17 protein-coding genes are annotated in these 15815 nt (G+C 64.0%); 12 read left to right on the plus strand and 5 right to left on the minus strand.

The window, feature by feature from the left end:
- The first annotated feature begins 114 nt into the window (after positions 1-114).
- Together NP945_RS15715 and NP945_RS15720 are read left to right on the plus strand one after the other, a co-directional pair.
- Positions 115-819 (plus strand): SDR family oxidoreductase, encoded by a 705-nt coding sequence (locus tag NP945_RS15715; RefSeq protein WP_023813851.1) that lies wholly within the window; start codon positions 115-117, stop codon positions 817-819.
- A gap of 47 nt (positions 820-866) precedes the next feature.
- A complete protein-coding gene (locus tag NP945_RS15720; RefSeq protein ID WP_256746864.1) occupies positions 867-1925 on the plus strand; it encodes a Gfo/Idh/MocA family protein in 1059 nt (352 codons plus the stop codon).
- A 71-nt stretch (positions 1926-1996) separates the two neighbouring features.
- Here NP945_RS15720 and NP945_RS15725 read toward each other — a convergent pair whose 3' ends face one another.
- Positions 1997-2596, minus strand: coding sequence for a DUF922 domain-containing Zn-dependent protease (locus NP945_RS15725; protein WP_127383395.1), 600 nt, complete (start codon positions 2594-2596; stop codon positions 1997-1999).
- Between the two features lie 118 nt (positions 2597-2714).
- Between NP945_RS15725 and NP945_RS15730 the strand changes: the two genes are divergently transcribed.
- Entirely contained in the window at positions 2715-3209 is a 495-nt protein-coding gene (locus NP945_RS15730; protein ID WP_245466480.1) for a hypothetical protein, read from the plus strand.
- 51 nt (positions 3210-3260) lie between these two features.
- Here NP945_RS15730 and NP945_RS15735 read toward each other — a convergent pair whose 3' ends face one another.
- The gene (locus NP945_RS15735; RefSeq protein ID WP_256746865.1) at positions 3261-4685 is read right to left on the minus strand and encodes a PLP-dependent aminotransferase family protein; all 1425 of its coding nucleotides are present in this window, start codon (positions 4683-4685) and stop codon (positions 3261-3263) included.
- Positions 4686-4720: 35 nt separating this feature from the next.
- Between NP945_RS15735 and NP945_RS15740 the strand changes: the two genes are divergently transcribed.
- The 3 genes from NP945_RS15740 to NP945_RS15750 all read left to right on the plus strand — a co-directional run bounded on the left by NP945_RS15740 (position 4721) and on the right by NP945_RS15750 (position 7560).
- Positions 4721-5473 (plus strand): pyridoxamine 5'-phosphate oxidase family protein, encoded by a 753-nt coding sequence (locus NP945_RS15740; protein WP_256746866.1) that lies wholly within the window; start codon positions 4721-4723, stop codon positions 5471-5473.
- 258 nt (positions 5474-5731) lie between these two features.
- On the plus strand, positions 5732-6184 hold the full coding sequence (locus NP945_RS15745; protein ID WP_256746867.1) for a GNAT family N-acetyltransferase: 453 nt from the start codon (positions 5732-5734) through the stop codon (positions 6182-6184).
- A 176-nt stretch (positions 6185-6360) separates the two neighbouring features.
- On the plus strand, positions 6361-7560 hold the full coding sequence (locus tag NP945_RS15750) for a PLP-dependent aminotransferase family protein (protein WP_256747046.1): 1200 nt from the start codon (positions 6361-6363) through the stop codon (positions 7558-7560).
- On the opposite strand, the gene NP945_RS15755 is transcribed toward NP945_RS15750, so the two are convergent.
- Positions 7537-7839, minus strand: coding sequence for a hypothetical protein (locus NP945_RS15755; protein WP_256746868.1), 303 nt, complete (start codon positions 7837-7839; stop codon positions 7537-7539). The genes NP945_RS15750 and NP945_RS15755 overlap by 24 nt on opposite strands.
- A gap of 321 nt (positions 7840-8160) precedes the next feature.
- Here NP945_RS15755 and NP945_RS15760 point away from each other — a divergent pair, with 321 nt between their 5' ends.
- The 6 genes from NP945_RS15760 to NP945_RS15785 all read left to right on the plus strand — a co-directional run bounded on the left by NP945_RS15760 (position 8161) and on the right by NP945_RS15785 (position 14013).
- Positions 8161-8589: a VOC family protein gene (locus tag NP945_RS15760; RefSeq protein ID WP_128307668.1), complete on the plus strand. Its 429-nt coding sequence runs from the start codon at positions 8161-8163 to the stop codon at positions 8587-8589.
- A 187-nt stretch (positions 8590-8776) separates the two neighbouring features.
- Positions 8777-9292 carry a hypothetical protein gene (locus NP945_RS15765; RefSeq protein WP_127319408.1) on the plus strand — a complete coding sequence of 172 codons (516 nt, stop codon included), beginning with the start codon at positions 8777-8779 and terminating at the stop codon, positions 9290-9292.
- Between the two features lie 100 nt (positions 9293-9392).
- Positions 9393-10010, plus strand: coding sequence for a C39 family peptidase (locus NP945_RS15770; protein ID WP_256746869.1), 618 nt, complete (start codon positions 9393-9395; stop codon positions 10008-10010).
- 26 nt (positions 10011-10036) lie between these two features.
- Complete coding sequence (locus NP945_RS15775; RefSeq protein ID WP_127268759.1) at positions 10037-11104, plus strand: D-alanine--D-alanine ligase family protein; 1068 nt, start codon at positions 10037-10039, stop codon at positions 11102-11104.
- Between the two features lie 92 nt (positions 11105-11196).
- Complete coding sequence (locus tag NP945_RS15780; RefSeq protein ID WP_372337975.1) at positions 11197-13218, plus strand: AI-2E family transporter; 2022 nt, start codon at positions 11197-11199, stop codon at positions 13216-13218.
- Between the two features lie 147 nt (positions 13219-13365).
- Positions 13366-14013 (plus strand): glutathione S-transferase family protein, encoded by a 648-nt coding sequence (locus NP945_RS15785; protein ID WP_256746871.1) that lies wholly within the window; start codon positions 13366-13368, stop codon positions 14011-14013.
- 101 nt (positions 14014-14114) lie between these two features.
- On the opposite strand, the gene NP945_RS15790 is transcribed toward NP945_RS15785, so the two are convergent.
- Positions 14115-15116, minus strand: a complete 1002-nt coding sequence (locus tag NP945_RS15790; RefSeq protein WP_256746872.1) for an aldo/keto reductase — start codon at positions 15114-15116, stop codon at positions 14115-14117.
- Between the two features lie 130 nt (positions 15117-15246).
- Entirely contained in the window at positions 15247-15441 is a 195-nt protein-coding gene (locus tag NP945_RS15795) for a hypothetical protein (RefSeq protein ID WP_256746873.1), read from the minus strand.
- Positions 15442-15815 lie beyond the last annotated feature (374 nt).

The raw sequence follows: 15815 nt of genomic DNA on the forward strand, positions 1-15815 counted from the left end.
TACAGGTTGATTTCAGGCATTCTGGTTCGAACCAGCGGGGAAAACCAGCTATATCAACGCTCAGCTCCCGAAAACACCGCTTGCGGTGCCCGCAAACCCTGAGAGGAAAATCCGATGAGTGTAGAAAAAGTAGCTGTGGTGGTGGCCGGCGGCAGCGGCATGGGTGCGGCGGCGGCCAAGCGGCTGGCGGCGGACGGCTTCAAGGTCGCCATTCTTTCGTCGTCCGGAAAGGGCGAGGCGCTGGCTGGGGAATTGGGCGGGCTGGGCGTCACCGGCTCCAACCAATCCAATGAAGATCTGCAGCGTCTCGTCGACCTGACGCTCGAACGTTTTGGCCGCATCGACGTGCTGGTCAACAGCGGCGGCCACGGGCCGCGTGCGCCGATCCTCGAAATCACCGACGAGCAATGGCACACCGGCATGGATGTCTATCTGCTGAACGTCATCCGTCCGGTGCGCATCGTGGCGCCGCAGATGGTCAAGCAGAAGGGTGGGGCCATCATCAACATCTCGACGGCCTGGGTGGTCGAGCCGAGCCCGATGTTCCCGACGTCCGCGGTGTTCCGTGCCGGGCTTGCCGCCTACACCAAGATCTTCGCCAACACCTACGCCGCCGACAATGTGCGCATGAACAACGTGCTGCCCGGCTGGATCGACAGCCTGCCGGCCACAGAAGAACGCCGCGACAGTGTGCCGATGCAGCGCTACGGCACCTCGGAAGAAATCGCCGCGACCATCGCCTTCCTGGCGTCCGAAGGCGCCGGCTACATCACCGGCCAGAACATCCGGGTCGACGGCGGCATCATACGCGCTATTTGAGGGCGTCGGCCGGGGGGATCCCGGCATCTCACCCCAAGGAGCAAAGAATGCGGCTTTTGATACTCGGCACCGGCTGGATGGCGCAGGAACATGCGCGGCGCTTCACCGCCATCGACGGCGTCGACATCGTCGGCGCGGTCGATGTCGATCCGGCACGGGTCGGCGAGTTCGCCGACAGTTTTGACATTCCCAACCGCTTTACCGCGCTGGATGAGGCGCTGACATGGGGTGAGTTCGACGCGGTGGCCAATGTCACGCCGGACCGCATCCACCACCCGACCACCATGGCGCTGGTCGCCGCCGGCAAGCCGGTGCTGTGCGAGAAGCCGCTGGCCGAAAACTATGGCAAGGCGACCGAGATGGCCGACGCCGCCGAGGCCGCCGGCATCGTCAACATGGTGAACCTCACCTATCGCAATGTGGCGGCGCTGCAGAAGGCCCGCCAGATGGTGCAGGCGGGTGAGATCGGCACCGTCAGGCATGTCGAGGCGTCCTACCTGCAAAGCTGGCTGGTGTCGAAATTCTGGGGCGACTGGCGCACCGATCCGAAATGGCTGTGGCGCCTGTCACGCGGCCACGGCTCCAACGGCGTGCTTGGCGATGTCGGCATCCACATCCTCGATTTCGCCAGCTATGGCGCAGCCGTCGACATCGACCATGTCTTCTGCCGGCTGCGCGCCTTCGACAAGGCGCCCGGCAACCGCATCGGCGACTACGGGCTAGACGCCAATGACAGCTTCGCCATGACGCTGGATTTTTCCAACGGCGCCTTCGGCGTGGTGCATGCCAGCCGCTGGGCGACTGGCCATCTCAACGAGCTGCGCCTGCGCATCTATGGCGAGAAGGGCGGCATCGAAGTGGTGCACAATCTGGATGGTTCGACGCTCAAGGCTTGCATCGGCGAAAACGTCGAGAACGCCATATGGGAAGAGCTCGACGCCGGCACGGTGCCGACCAACTACCAGCGTTTCACTGACGCGGTGCGATCCGGCGTGCAGGCCGAACCGTCCTTCCGCCATGCCGCCGAATTGCAGAAGGTGCTGGATCTGGCCGTCGTCTCGGACGAGAGGCGGGCGGAGCTGAGGGCGAGCGCTGAAACGCGGTGAGCTGGGCGAAGCGGCCGGCGCCAGCGGTCGAAGATAGCACTGCCGCAAACTTCGGATTGGAGGCTGCGCAGTCAGGGGCCGGTCACGAGCGAAAAAACCAGTTTCTGCAAATTGCCGCCATTGCCGAATTCGACGCGGTCGAAATCGCGGCTTGCCAGCACCCGCGCCTTCGAGATTGCGTCGAGCCGCTTGACCACCTCGGCCCTTGTCTTGCTGCATTTGGGATCGTCGGCGACGGTCAGGCCGTTCGTCGCGGCTTGGATGTCGTGGACCATCTGGACCATGCTGGCGCCATGCACCTTCTCATGGGCGGCGACGCCGGCGATGAAAGTTTCCCAGTTCTTCTGGACGGCGGGCGGCAGGGAGCCGGAGGGTTTTGGCAAGGTGTAGGTGACGATCAGCTTCGGCCGCCCGGCCGTCAGCACGCAGTCCTTGCCACTGGGCTTGTAGTCCCTTAACCCCCAGGTCAGCTTGAAATTGGTGTAGGCGATGGCGCGGGCAATGCCGAGCTTTGGCCCTTTCTCGCCGATCGAGCGGTAGAGTTCGGCGCCGGACCGGCCCGAGATCGCGTAGGGCTCTATTTTCTCGACCGGCTTCCACTCGGCACGAGCGGTGAGCGGCGAGGCAAGCAGGGCGGCAAAGGACAGACACAGGCGAACGCAGGCTCTCAATCCAACTCTCCACGAAACAGGACCGGCTGCCGCAACGGGCAATGCCATCGGATCGCTTTTTCCTATATGCTGCCGACGGGCGCTGCAAATGCCCTGGAGGCAGTCAATTGGGGGAGTCATGAGAGTTGCACATCTCATCGTCGCTGGTGCCTTGGCCGTCGTGCAGGCCGCGCAGCCGGCGTTTGCCGCGTCGTGCGGTGGCTGGAGCGCCAAGATGGAGGAAGACGAGGGTGGCAGCGTGCTGACGGCTTCGGTCTGCGGCGGGCCGAAAGGCGATGCGCATATGATGCTCACCTGTTTCGACACGCCGGTGCTGAGCTACGATCTCGGTGCCGCCGGCCAGCAGCTGGAACCTGGCATCAGCGGTTCGTTCGCGTTCAAGGCCGACGGCAAGACGGTAACGAAGACACTGCAGCTGGAGGCCATGTACAACTACTTCGTGGTCAATCTGGCGAAAGCCGATCCGCTGCTCGACCTGCTGCGCGGCAAAGGCGATGTGTCGGTCAGTTCAGCCAAATATGGCGAGATCAGCTTTCCGCTGAAGGGCTCCAGCGCGGCCATCGGCAAGGTGCTGGCGCAGTGCGGCAAGGCCGGGCCAGCGGATGGGGATTGACGGGGCTCTACAGTTCGATGCCGGCGCACCAATGAGGCGGTTCTCGTTGGCTCACCGGGCTTGCTGCCGAACCACCCCACCCAGTCGCACCGTCGCGGCCATCAACTCCTCGTCCGAAAACCCCGAAAAACCCAGCACCAGACCTTGCCGGGGCGCCCCGCCGATGAACATTGAGGACAAGGCCCTGGCGCCGACACCCGCCGCCTTCGCCGCCTCGACGATCGCGGTGTCCGGCCCGGCGTCCTTCAGCGTCGCCATCAAATGCAACCCCTGTTCGGGCACGGTTACTTCGAGGGCATCGCCGCAATGCGCCTCGAGGCCGGCGACCAGGACGTCGCGCGCGGCCTGGACGCGGCGGCGCACGCGCCGGAGATGCGCGGCGAAATGGCCTTCGTTCAACAGGTCGGTCAGCGCGCCTTCGGCCAGCGTCGAGGGGAAGCGGTCGGAGCGCGCCCTGACCGCCATCACGGCATCGAGCAGCGCTTCGGGCACCACGACATAGCCGATGCGCAGGCCGGGGAAGAGGATTTTCGAGAAGGTGCCGAGATAGGCGACACGGTCTGAACCGTCCATGCCCTGCAGCGAGGTCAGCGGCGGGCCGGCATAGCGGAACTCGCTGTCGTAGTCGTCCTCGATGATCCAGGCATCGTTGCGCCGAGCCCAGTCGAGCAAAGCGAGACGGCGGCGCATCGTCATCGTCACGCCGAGCGGATATTGATGCGAGGGCGTGACATAGGCCGCGCGCGCCTTGGAGCACAGGCTTTCGCCGATCTCGGGATCGAGCCCTTCCGCGTCGACCGGTACCCCAAAAACCCTGGCGCCGCTGCCGGCCAGCACGGCCTGCGCCATGGGATAGCAGGGGTTTTCGATCCAGACGGCATCGCCGGGGCTGAGCGCGGCGCGCACCAGGAGATCCAGCCCCTGCTGGGTGCCCGAAGTCAGCACGATCTGGCCGGCGTCGCAGCGCACGCCTCGTGCGGTCCGGAGATAGGTGGCAATTGCCGTGCGCAGCGGCAGGCCGCCACGCGGATCGCCATAGCGAAAATGCTCCGGTCCGGGGCGGGCGAGGTGGCGCGACAGAAGGATGCGAAACATATCAAGCGTGCGCGGATCGGACACCGCAACGCCAAGGCCGCAAGGCAGCGAGGTGGCCGCGTCGATCTCCGGCGGGCGCGCCTTGACCAGTGTTGTCGGCAGATGCGGCACGTCAGGCGCGACGAAGGTGCCGGCGCCGACTTTGGCAACCGCAAACCCCTCCGAGATCAGGATTTCGAAACAGGTTACTGCGGCCGAACGCGACAGGCCGAAGCGCTGTGCGAGATCCCGGGTGGTCGGCAGTTTCGCCCCGGCGGCCAACGCGCCGGTCTCGATCAGCCGCCTGAGCGCCGCATAAAGCTCGCGGCTGCGCGGGCCGTCGCCCGGGAGGACCGGGATCAGCGCCGACCAATCCGGCAAATTGGTCTGTTTTTTCTTCATCGGATTGGTTCTTTTATCGACCAATGTCATGGCGCATGGTTGGCAGACAGCAACCAAGGATGCAAGCCGTGAACGACACGCCAGCCAGCTTTCCGACCACCAGCCGCAACCGCGTCAAGCGCCTTCACGAGCGCGGCAGCTACGACCATGCTGCGGTCTTCGCGGTGCTGGATGCCGGGCTGCTGTGCCATGTCGCCTATACGTTCGACGGCCAGCCCTATTGCACGCCGACCATCCACTGGCGCGAGGACGACATGCTCTACTGGCACGGCTCGTCGGCCAGCCGCATGCTGCGCAATCTGCGCGGCGGCACGCCGGCGTGTCTGACGGTGTCGCATCTCGACGGGCTGGTGCTGGCGCGCTCGGGCTTCAACCATTCCGCCAATTACCGCTCGGCGATGTGTTTCGGCACGGCGCGGATCATCGATGAGCCTGATGAGAAACTGAAGGCGCTGGCCGGCGTCGTCGACCGCTTCTACCCCGGCCGGAGCGAGACCCTGCGGCCGATCTCGGTGCAGGAGGCCAAGGCGACGACGGTGATCGGCATGCGCATCGAGGAGGCATCGGCCAAAGTGCGCGCCAAGGGCGTCGGCGACGACGAGGAGGATTACGGGCATCCGGTGTGGGCCGGCGTCATCCCGGTGCGGATGGTGGTCGGCGCCGCCGAGCCGTGTCCGAGGCTGCTGCCCGGTGTGGAGCGGCCGCAGAATCTGGCTAGATATGCCGAGGGTGAAAGGCTGGATCGGGCGCTGACGCAGGCGCAACTGACGTATGAGGGCGAGCTGTAGCCAGCAAAGTTAGCGCTGCCCCTCATTGTCCTGCCGGACATTTCTCACCGTATAGTGACGGGGAGAAAGGGGCCGGCCGCCACGTTGGCGCTTTTTCTGCGACGCTGGCGATTTGGCGAAATCATCTGACACAGCGTCCTTCTCCCCGTCACTATACGGGGAGAAGATGCCGGCAGGCAGATGAGGGGCGGCACCAGCGCCCGGTGGAGAGCATATTCAAATCTTGCGGCCACCAGTGCCTCGCGATATCTCGACACCATGATCACCTTCCGCCGTGCGCAGGCCTCCGACCTGCCTGATATCGTCGCGATGCTGGCCGACGATCCGCTTGGCGCCGGCCGCGAGGACGCTGCCTTGCCGCTGGCGCAAGGCTATGTCGACGCTTTCAACGCCATCGACGCCGATCCCAATCAACTGCTGGCGGTGGCTGTCGAGGGCGGCGAGGTGATCGGCACCTTGCAGATTTCTTTCCTTGCCGGGCTCTCGCACAAGGGCGCGTGGCGCGGGCAGATCGAGGCGGTTCGGGTTGCCGGCCACCGGCGCTCGGACGGCATCGGCAGGCAGATGATCGTATGGGCAATCGACGCGTGCCGGGCGCGCGGCTGCAGCCTCGTCCAACTGACCACCGACAAGGGGCGGGCGGACGCGCACCGTTTCTACGAAAGCCTCGGCTTCACCGGCAGCCATCTCGGCTACAAGAAGAGCCTTTAGGCGGACGGAAACCGCTGCACATTTTTTGTGGAACTGCTCGCGGCGTTCGAGCAGTGCGCCAGCGCTGGCGCATTCGGGAAATCGTTCAGGCACACTTCAATTCGCGGCCAAGAGGGGATATAGGTCAGCCAAGTTGACCTATATTGCAGCGTCTGGGGAGGCGTGTCGTGACCCTTATGAATCTGTTGGCTTCGCGCTCGTCGCGCATGAAAGCGTCCGAAATCCGCGAGCTCCTGAAGCTGCTCGACCAGCCGGACATCATCTCGTTCGCCGGTGGTATTCCCGATCCGGCGCTGTTCCCGGCCGAGGCGATCCGTGACGCCTATGCTTCGGTGCTGGGCGGCTCGGAGGCGGGTGCGGCGCTGCAGTACCAGGTCTCGGAAGGCTACCTGCCGTTGCGGCGCTGGCTCGCCGGGCAGATGGGCAAGCTCGGCGTCGCCTGTGACGAGGCCAATATCTTCATCACTTCCGGCTCCCAGCAGGCGCTGGACTATCTCGGCAAACTGTTCCTGTCGCCGGGCGATACCGCGCTGGTGACGTGGCCGACTTATCTCGGCGCGCTGCAGGCTTTCAACGCCTATGAGCCTCGCTACGACCGGCTGACCCCGGCCGGCGGCAACATGACGCCCGATGCCTATCGCGCGGCAGCGGCAGCAAATGGCGGCAAGGCCAAATTCGCCTATCTGGTGCCGGATTTCGCCAACCCGACCGGCAACACGCTGAACCGTGAGCAGCGCGAGGCGGTGCTCGGCCTTGCCGGCGAACTCGACATCGCCGTCATCGAGGATGCCGCCTATCGCGCGCTGCGCTATGACGGCGACGGCGTGCCGCCGATCCTGGCGCTCGACTGCATCAGGTCCGGCGGCATCGACAAGGCGCGCACGCTCTATTGCGGCTCGTTCTCGAAGATACTGTCGCCGGGCATGCGCATCGGCTGGGTTTGCGCCCCGCGCCACATCGTCGAGAAACTGGTGCTGATGAAGCAGGCCTCGGACCTGCACAGCCCGTCGATCAACCAGGTGGTGATGCATCGTGTCGCCGAAGCCGTCTTCGACGGCCAGGTGGAAAAACTTATCGGCGCCTATCGCGAGCGCCGCGACGGGCTGCTCTCGGCACTGGAATCCAATATGCCGGAAGGCGTGACCTGGAGCCGCCCGGAAGGCGGCATGTTCGTCTGGGTAACGTTGCCGGAAGGGGCCGACGCCACCGAGCTTCTGGCGCGGTCGGTGAAAGAAGCGCGGGTGGCCTTCGTGCCGGGCAGCGCCTTTTATGCCGACGGCACCGGGCGCAACACGCTGCGGCTGTCCTTCACGCTCGCCGACCGGCGCGCGGTGAGCGAAGGCATTCCAAGGCTAGCCGCCATCCTGAAGGGATAGGCCGGCGCCGGAGGCCGGCTTTTCCTCCGCCATCACAGTGACCATCCGCTCAAGCTTTGAAAGCCTGGTGCGAGCGAGTTTGCGGACCGGCTTTTCGAAACCTTCTTCGCCGCTTTCGACGACGAAGACCAACGTCATGAAATCGAGCATGAACTCATCTATGGCTGCCGCGACCTCGCGCGACCTGCCCTTGAACCGGCGCAGCAGAACGGTTGCTTCCTCGATATCCTCGACACCGGCGCTGTCGACCAGCGCTTCGAGCCTCTGAAAACTATCCAATAGCAATTCCTCCCACCGGGGCACCCAACCCGGTTGTGAGCGGAAAGTTCCAAACTGTGAGTGCTCTCGCGAAGAAATCGCCTCCACCGCTTCCGCGGTTTCGACGGGCCATCGGCAATTTTTTGTTTGGGTGGAACCTCCGCGGCCAACAAAGGTTCTTACCAGGTCTGATCCCCCCTCAGACCCCTGAAGGCTAGACATCCTTTCCAAAGGCCCGCCGGATCCCCTCCCGGCGGGCTTTTTGTTTGCTGGATAGAACAGTATCCGCATTGACGACGCCCTGTCCGAACCTAAATTCGAACCTCACGAGGAGGCATCTTTATGGAAACCCAGGAATTGCATCGCGGCCGGCTCATCGACCACATCCAACTGGTGGTCAGGGATCTCGCGGCCAGCCGGCGTTTCTACGAGGCGGTTCTGCAGGCGATCGATGTTCCGATCGGTGGGAGCGGCGACGATTTTTTCTGGGCCGACGAGCTGTTTGTCTCCACTGCCGACAGCCGGGCCGCCCAGGGAAAACTCACCGGTCGCCATCACCTGGCTTTCCAGGCAAGGGACCACGCCATGGTCGACGCCTTCTACAAGGCCGGACTGGCGGCTGGCGGCACGGACAATGGCGCGCCGGGCGAACGGCCCTATCATCCTGGCTATTACGCCGCCTTCCTGCTCGATCCCGACGGCAACAACATCGAGGCCGTCCATCATGGTCCGCATAGTCGCAGCGCAGCTTCGGTGAAGATCACCTTCTAAGCTGCCGATATTCAGCCGGCCGTGATCGCGGGCGCATGGGCGATGCTGGAGAGAGGCTGCCTTGCGTTGCCAGATTGATGGCCACGATGCTAACCGTGCAAATGGCGGGCGGGAATCGGCATCGAAGCAACGTGCGCTGCAAAATCCTCAATAGAATTCCCCTTACCCCCTTGGAGATACATTTTTTATGCAAAACCCAACAAGGGCGATCTGTGCCGCCACGCTTTTATTTGCGATCGGGGCCGTGGGCCTCACAAGTATATCACCTTTTGCTTATGTTTCATCGGCGCAGGCGCAGGAGGAATATCTTCCGACCCAGAAGGATTTTGTCGGCAAATGGAAACTCAACGGCGGAGCCATCCGGCCGCCGCGCGATATGAAGGATGCGCCGACACCGGAACAGGAAGCGGCCGCCAATGAATTCCAGCAGACGGTGACCGCGTTTTACGGCGCGTTCGACTATCTGGAGATCACGGCGGACGGCCGCTACAATTTTCATCAGCCGGGTGATCCGACGTCGGGGCCTTGCGTCTGGTGCGGAACCTGGTCCTTCAGCAACAGTTCGGCGTGGCTCAAGCTCGAGACGGCGCCCCGGCTGGATATCTACGCCAAGGACGGCGACATGCAGATGACCTACACTGTCGAACCCGACGAAAAATCGAAATATGCATGGCTGGTTTTCGGTTGGACGAAGGCCGAGTAGGCGGCGGCGCGCGGCTCGCCACACCTAAACGGGCCTAAGCGGCTTTTCATCCATCTCGTATCCTCGTATACGAGATGGAGCCAACCGCCGAGGAGCCCGTATGAGTCCACTGCCTGAAACCGTGCCGTTTTTCAGCCAGTGGGAGACGCCAGATATGACGCTGGACGTGCTCGCCGACGGCGCGGATGTTGCCCTCAGGCGCGATCCGCTGTGGCGGGGATCGGGCGCGGAAACACTCGATGAATATGCGGTCTGGGCGGCCAATATCTGCGGCATGGCGTGCCTGAAGATGATCCTGGCAAGCCGCGGCGAGATCGTGCCGACGATCGAGCTTGCCAGGCGCTGCACCTTATATGGCGGCTATGTCGTCAACGGGGGATCGATCAAGGGGCTGATCTACGCGCCCTTCGTCAGCTTCGTGAAAGAGGTTTTTGGACTCCGGGCCGAGGTGGTGACCAATGTCGCGACGGCCGAGATTCCGGCGATCATGCAGCGGACGCGCTTCTTCATCGCGTCGGTCAGCAGTTCGATCCGCTGGCCCGAGCGCGAGCCGCCCTCGAAGGGCGGCCATCTGGTGCTGGTCACCGCGGCGTCCGACGAGGGTTTCCGCTTCCACAACCCGTCCGGCCATGACCCCGCCACACAGGCAGACGCAGTGTTGGCGCCGGCCGATTTCGACCGCTTCTTCGCCAATCGCGGCATTGCCGTCGCCATGTGATTTTTTTTGACAGTCGAGGGATTTCGATGACCGGTAAGACAAGAGTGGCCATCCTCTATGGCGGGCGTTCGGCCGAGCATGACGTGTCGCGCCTTTCGGCCGCCAATGTGCTGAAGGCGATCGACCGGACGCGCTACGACATCGTGCCGATCGCCATTACCAAAAGCGGCAGATGGCTGCTGCAACAACTTGATGACGCGGCAGGGGCGCCGGCATCCGAAGATGGTGCCGAGGTCGCGCTGCTGCCCGGCGGCAAGGGCCGGCTGGTCGCCGTCTCGCGGGATGGTACGCAGCCTGACCTGCCCCCCATCGACGTCGTGTTCCCGGTGCTGCACGGGCCGTTCGGCGAGGACGGCTCGGTGCAGGGCTATGCCGAGGTCGCCGATGTAGCCTATGTCGGCTGCGGCATCCTCGCGTCGGCCGCGGCCATGGACAAGGATGTCGCCAAGCGGCTGATGCGCGAGGCGGGATTGGCGGTTGCCCGCTCCGTCACCGTGCATCGAAACGGCAAGCATTCCTTCCAGGAGATTGCCGGGATGCTCGGCCTGCCGTTCTTCGCCAAGCCGGCGCGCCAGGGCTCGTCCTTCGGGGTCAGCAAGGTGAATGACAGGGATGGCTTCGAGCAGGCCATCGACACGGCTTTCCGCTACGACGGCAAAGTGTTGATCGAGGAATTCGTCGAGGGCCGCGAGATCGAGTTCTCGGTGCTGGAGCGCGCCGACGGGTCGCTGACGGTGTCGCTGCCCGGCGAGATCATTCCGGCCGGCAAGCACGGCTTCTACACCTATGAGGCCAAATATCTCGATGCCGACGGCGCGCTGGTCAAGGTGCCCGCTGATGTCCCGGCCACTGTGGCCGACAAAGCGAGGGAGATGGCCCGGCAGGCTTTTCAGGCGCTCGGCTGCGAAGCCATGGCGCGCGTCGATTTCTTCCTGCGCGCCGATGGCAGCCTGCTCGTCAACGAGGTCAACACCATTCCCGGATTCACCGACATCTCGATGTACGCCAAGGCGTTGGCCGCCTCAGGCATCGGCTACAGCCAGACCATCGACGTGCTGATCGAGCATGCGCTGGCCAGGCATGCGGCGCGCTGATCCGATCGGTCGAGAGCGGCCGATGCGGCCCGGATCATTGCCTGTGAGCGAGGCGTATTTCATCGTTGGCTAAAGTTGCACGTCCGCTCTATATGCCCGATCATGGCATTTGGCAGGGGAGGCATCACGTGGCCAATCGTCGAAACGGCACGGCGTCTCCGGCTGACGGGCTAGGGGACGCACTTTCAGCAGCCGCGCCCCATCCGCGAACCTCTTTGCCCAATGTGGCGGCCATCGTCACGACGGTGGCCGCACTGTATTTCGGGCGCGAGGTTTTCCTGCCGATCGCGATCGCGCTGCTGCTGACCTTCGCACTGGCGCCGCTTGTCTCAGCTCTTAAAAAAATCGGCATTCCCCGGATTGCCGCCGTCATTGCCAGCGTGCTCGGCGCTTTCGCGGCGCTTGGCCTGTTCTCCTTCATCGTCGCCACGCAGGTCAGCGAACTGGCGCAGAACATCCCGGTCTACCAGACCAACATCCTGACCAAGATCCGCTCGCTCAAGGAAACCGGGGTCGGGGGCGGGATCCTTGCCAGACTGAGCAAGGTGGTCGAACGGGTCGGCCAGGAGATCGACAGGCAGGACCCCTCGCTGCCGGCTGCCACCCCGGAAAAGCCGCCGCGCGAGCCGGTGCCGGTCGAGATCGTCGCGCGCGAAAGGCCGCTCCAGGTCCTGCAGAATATCGTCGGGCCGCTGATCAGCCCGCTTGGGTCGGCCGGACTGATCATCGTCGTCGTCATCTTCATGCTGCTCGAGCGGGAGGATCTGCGCGACCGCTTCATCCGGCTTGTCGGCTACGGCGACCTCCACCGCACCACCGAGGCGCTTCAGGATGCCGCCAAGCGGGTGGGCCGCTATCTCTTGATGCAATTGGTCGTCAACATCGTCTACGCCGTGCCGATCGCGATCGGGCTCTGGGCCCTCGGTATTCCCAATGCGCTGCTGTGGGGGCTGCTGGCGCTGGCGCTGCGTTTCGTTCCCTATATCGGCCCGATCATCGGCATGCTTTTGCCGCTGTTCCTGGCGCTGGCCGTTGCGCCGGGCTGGTCGCTCGTGCTGTGGACCGCCGCCCTGTTCGTAGTGATGGAGCTGATCACCGGCAATATCATCGAACCCTGGCTCTACGGTTCGCGGACAGGACTGTCGCCGCTGGCGATCATCGTCGCGGCGATTTTCTGGACGTGGCTCTGGGGGCCGCTCGGGCTGATCCTGTCGACACCGCTCACCGTCTGCCTGGTGGTGCTGGGCAGGCACGTGCCGCAGTTTGAATTCCTCGACGTGCTGTTCGGCAACGAGCCCGTGCTCGAACCCCATGCGCGCCTGTACCAGCGGCTTCTGGCCGGCGATCCGGAAGAAGCCACCGACCATGCCGAGGAGATGCTGGAGGAGAAATATCTGGTCGAATTCTACGACAAGGTTGCCATTCCGGCGCTTTTGCTGGGCGAACAAGACCGTGTGCGCGGCGTCATGGGCGATTTGCAAAGGCGGCAGGTGGCGGCCAGTGCCCTGGTGCTGGTGGCCAATCTCGACGACAGCGCGCAGGAGGAGGCAGGCGAGGAGGAGGCGCCGCCCGTGGCCGCAGAGGCGAGCGACGATGGCGATCCCAGCGGGGAAGACGAGACCGACCTGCCCGATGGAACGGATATGTCCGTGCTTTGCGCCGGTGGGCGTGGCGAGCTCGACGACGCCGCCGCCGCGATGCTGGCGCAGGTGCTGGAGGTCCAGGGCGCGACGGTATCGAAAGCCGGCTTTGCGGATATGGAGCCCGCCAGCATTCGCCGCCTTGAGCTCGAAACCGTCGACACTGTCGTGGTCGGATTCCTGAACCGGGATTCCGTCAAGCACGCCCGTTTTCTGGTTCGCCGGCTGAAGCGTGCCAAGGCCGCACTTCGGGTGGGAATCGTGTTCTGGTCGGAGGCCGGCAGCGAGGACAAGGAGACGGCCGACAAACTGGCCCGTGACTTGAACGCGGATTTCGTGGCGCATGGCATGGTCGACGCCGTGCTGGGCGCGCTGTCAAACGAGCCGCCGGTCGCTCTCAAGCTCGTCGCCAAACGGCGCATGCGGCGACAGCGGGCCGCGTCCAAGAAGGTTACGGCGGCAGCGGCGGATTAGGCCCTGCCTTTGCCTTTTTCGGCAATGTCGGGGTCGACAAGCCAGGCACGAATTGCGGAAAATAGTTCACACCGATGTCGATTTCCGGGAGGCCCATTCGTCTTCACGATAGGGAGCCGAAGAATTCGCCCAATCAGGAACGATGCGATGACAATCACCATCACGGCATTTGAGCGATCGCCCGATCGCGGCAAGGGACTGGCGCGCGATACGCGCGTTCGCTGGGCGCTCGAAGAGGTAGGGCTGCCTTATGAGGTTCGGTTTGTTTCCTTCGCGCAGATGAAGGCGCCGGACCATCTGGCCCTCCATCCCTTCGGCCAGATCCCCACCTACGAGGAGGGTTCTCTCTCACTGTTCGAGACCGGCTCGATCATCCTTCACCTTGCCGAGCAGCACGCGGGCCTGCTGCCCGGCGATCGCGATGCCCGCGCGCGTGCGATCACGTGGATGTTTGCCGCACTTAACACAGTCGAGCCGCCGATCCTCGAATTAACGACGGCAAAGATATTCGAAGCTGACAAGCCCTGGAGCGAGGAGCGTTTGCCATTGGTGAAGGATCGTGTTCGCGCCTGTCTCGACAGGCTCTCGGCTCGTCTGGACGCCGCCGAGTGGCTCGACGATGCATTCAGCGCGGGCGATCTGTTGATGGTATCGGTGCTGCTGCGACTAAGAATGTCGGGCATTTTGGACGAATATCAAAACCTTGCTGCATATGTAGCGCGCGGTGAAGCTCGGCCTGCTTACATCAGGGCTTTCGCTGCGCAATTTGCGATCAACGCTCCACCGACCAGCTGAAACATTGGCTGATAAAGCCGAGCCGACAGCCGATTTGACATCAGCTGCCGCCGAAGGGTTGAGCGAGAGCATTGCCCTCAGAGCGAGACGGGCGGCGCCCCCTACCGGTCGACCATCGCCATGCCCCGCTCGGTGTAGCGCGGGCCGGAGACTTTTCCCGGCGCAAGCGCTTCGTCGAGCGCGGCCATCTCGGCGGCATCGAGTTTGATTGTGGCGGCGGCGACGTTCTCTCCCAAGTATTTTGTGCGCTTGGTGCCGGGGATCGGCACGATGTCGATGCCAAAGCCGTCGCCCTTCGCCAGCAGCCATGCCAGCGCGACCTGGCCGGGCTTGACACCGCGGGCAGCGGCGATGTCGCGCACCTTGGCGGCTGCCTCGACATTGGCGTCGTAGTTTTCGCCCTGGTAGCGCGGGTCGTTGCGGCGATAATCGCCGTCGGGATAGTCTTCCGCGCGCTTGACCTGGCCGGTGAGAAAACCTCGACCGAGCGGCGAGAACGGCACCAGGCCGATGCCGAGTTCGCCAAGCAGCGGGATGATCTCCGGCTCCAGATTGCGCTCCCACAGCGAATACTCGCTCTGCACCGCCGACACCGGGTGCGCGGTATGCGCCCGGCGGATGTTGGCCGCGCCGGCCTCCGACAGGCCGAAGAAGCGCACCTTGCCTTGCGCGACGAGTTTGCCGACGGCGCCCGCGACATCCTCCATCGGCACCGCCGGGTCGACGCGGTGCTGGTAGAGCAGGTCGATACGGTCGGTTCCGAGGCGGCCGAGGGAGGCTTCCACGACCTCGCGAATGTGCTCGGGCCGGCTATCGGTGCCGACCTGCTTGCCGTTTTCGATGCGGAAGCCGAATTTGGTGGCGATCGTCACCTGGCCGCGCTTGCCCTTCAACGCCCGGCCGAGCAATGCCTCGTTGGTATACGGGCCATAGACCTCGGCGGTGTCGAGGAAGGTGCAGCCGAGTTCGATGGCGCGGTGCAGCGTGGCGATGGATTCGGCCTCGTCGGCCGGCCCGTAGGACTGGCTCATGCCCATGCAGCCGAGGCCGATGGCCGAGACCTGCAGCCCCTGGCTGCCGAGCTTGCGTGTTTTCAGGGTCATGGCAGGCGTTCTCCGGGAAGGGTCCAGGAATTATAGCAGCCGATCGCTCAATTCCCACAGGGTGTTCGGCCGCATGCCGATGGCTTGAAGACGACGCGGCCGCCCCATGGCTGCTCACCATGCGGCGGCGCTATTCTTCGACGGCCAGGATCACTCCGGCAATCGCGGCGCCGACAAAAGCGCCCACGGATGCGCCGACAAGGGGATCGGCCATGATATGGTTGCCGACCACTTCGCCGACACCGCCTCCAACCAATGTGCCGGCAATTATACCGATGAAAAGGCGGAGAAGTGGATCCGTAGTCAGGCGATTCAGCATCATCATGGCCTTTGCAGCTCGCTCACATGTTGGAGGCGACATCGCGGGTGGACGGAGGCTTGGGCCTATGAGCGGCACGCTGGTTTGACGCCTGCGGCGCAACGCTGGGCGTGGCTTTGGCATTCCCAGCGGTGTTGGACGCTTGCGCCTTGCGGCGCCTGAGCCAGTTGGATGACAGTTCGGCAAGGAGACTGCGCAGAGCCTTCACCACGTCCTCCTGAGTGCGGCGAGGCCAAAACCTCTATGCACCCAGTTTGTTCCACACCGAAAACAATCGTTCGCGAAACGGCGCCTGCCGGTGCGATCGGCCTGTTTGCCGGGTTCTGTCGACGAGTGGATCGGAGGTTGCGGCATGTTCTGCCAAGCAGGCTGGCAGGTGA

This window comes from Mesorhizobium sp. LMG17149, assembly GCF_024518695.1.
In the GTDB taxonomy this organism is placed as follows: Bacteria; Pseudomonadota; Alphaproteobacteria; order Rhizobiales; family Rhizobiaceae; genus Mesorhizobium.

Bases quoted from the DNA above. Each gene is read 5' to 3' on its own strand.
- NP945_RS15715 (WP_023813851.1), top strand. From the start codon at position 115: ATGAGTGTAGAAAAAGTAGCTGTGGTGGTGGCCGGCGGCAGCGGCATG.
- NP945_RS15720 (WP_256746864.1), top strand. From the start codon at position 867: ATGCGGCTTTTGATACTCGGCACCGGCTGGATGGCGCAGGAACATGCG.
- NP945_RS15730 (WP_245466480.1), top strand. From the start codon at position 2,715: ATGAGAGTTGCACATCTCATCGTCGCTGGTGCCTTGGCCGTCGTGCAG.
- NP945_RS15735 (WP_256746865.1), bottom strand. From the start codon at position 4,685: ATGAAGAAAAAACAGACCAATTTGCCGGATTGGTCGGCGCTGATCCCG.
- NP945_RS15740 (WP_256746866.1), top strand. From the start codon at position 4,721: ATGGTTGGCAGACAGCAACCAAGGATGCAAGCCGTGAACGACACGCCA.
- NP945_RS15745 (WP_256746867.1), top strand. From the start codon at position 5,732: ATGATCACCTTCCGCCGTGCGCAGGCCTCCGACCTGCCTGATATCGTC.
- NP945_RS15750 (WP_256747046.1), top strand. From the start codon at position 6,361: ATGAATCTGTTGGCTTCGCGCTCGTCGCGCATGAAAGCGTCCGAAATC.
- NP945_RS15760 (WP_128307668.1), top strand. From the start codon at position 8,161: ATGGAAACCCAGGAATTGCATCGCGGCCGGCTCATCGACCACATCCAA.
- NP945_RS15765 (WP_127319408.1), top strand. From the start codon at position 8,777: ATGCAAAACCCAACAAGGGCGATCTGTGCCGCCACGCTTTTATTTGCG.
- NP945_RS15770 (WP_256746869.1), top strand. From the start codon at position 9,393: ATGAGTCCACTGCCTGAAACCGTGCCGTTTTTCAGCCAGTGGGAGACG.
- NP945_RS15775 (WP_127268759.1), top strand. From the start codon at position 10,037: ATGACCGGTAAGACAAGAGTGGCCATCCTCTATGGCGGGCGTTCGGCC.
- NP945_RS15780 (WP_372337975.1), top strand. From the start codon at position 11,197: ATGCCCGATCATGGCATTTGGCAGGGGAGGCATCACGTGGCCAATCGT.
- NP945_RS15785 (WP_256746871.1), top strand. From the start codon at position 13,366: ATGACAATCACCATCACGGCATTTGAGCGATCGCCCGATCGCGGCAAG.
- NP945_RS15790 (WP_256746872.1), bottom strand. From the start codon at position 15,116: ATGACCCTGAAAACACGCAAGCTCGGCAGCCAGGGGCTGCAGGTCTCG.
- NP945_RS15795 (WP_256746873.1), bottom strand. From the start codon at position 15,441: ATGATGATGCTGAATCGCCTGACTACGGATCCACTTCTCCGCCTTTTC.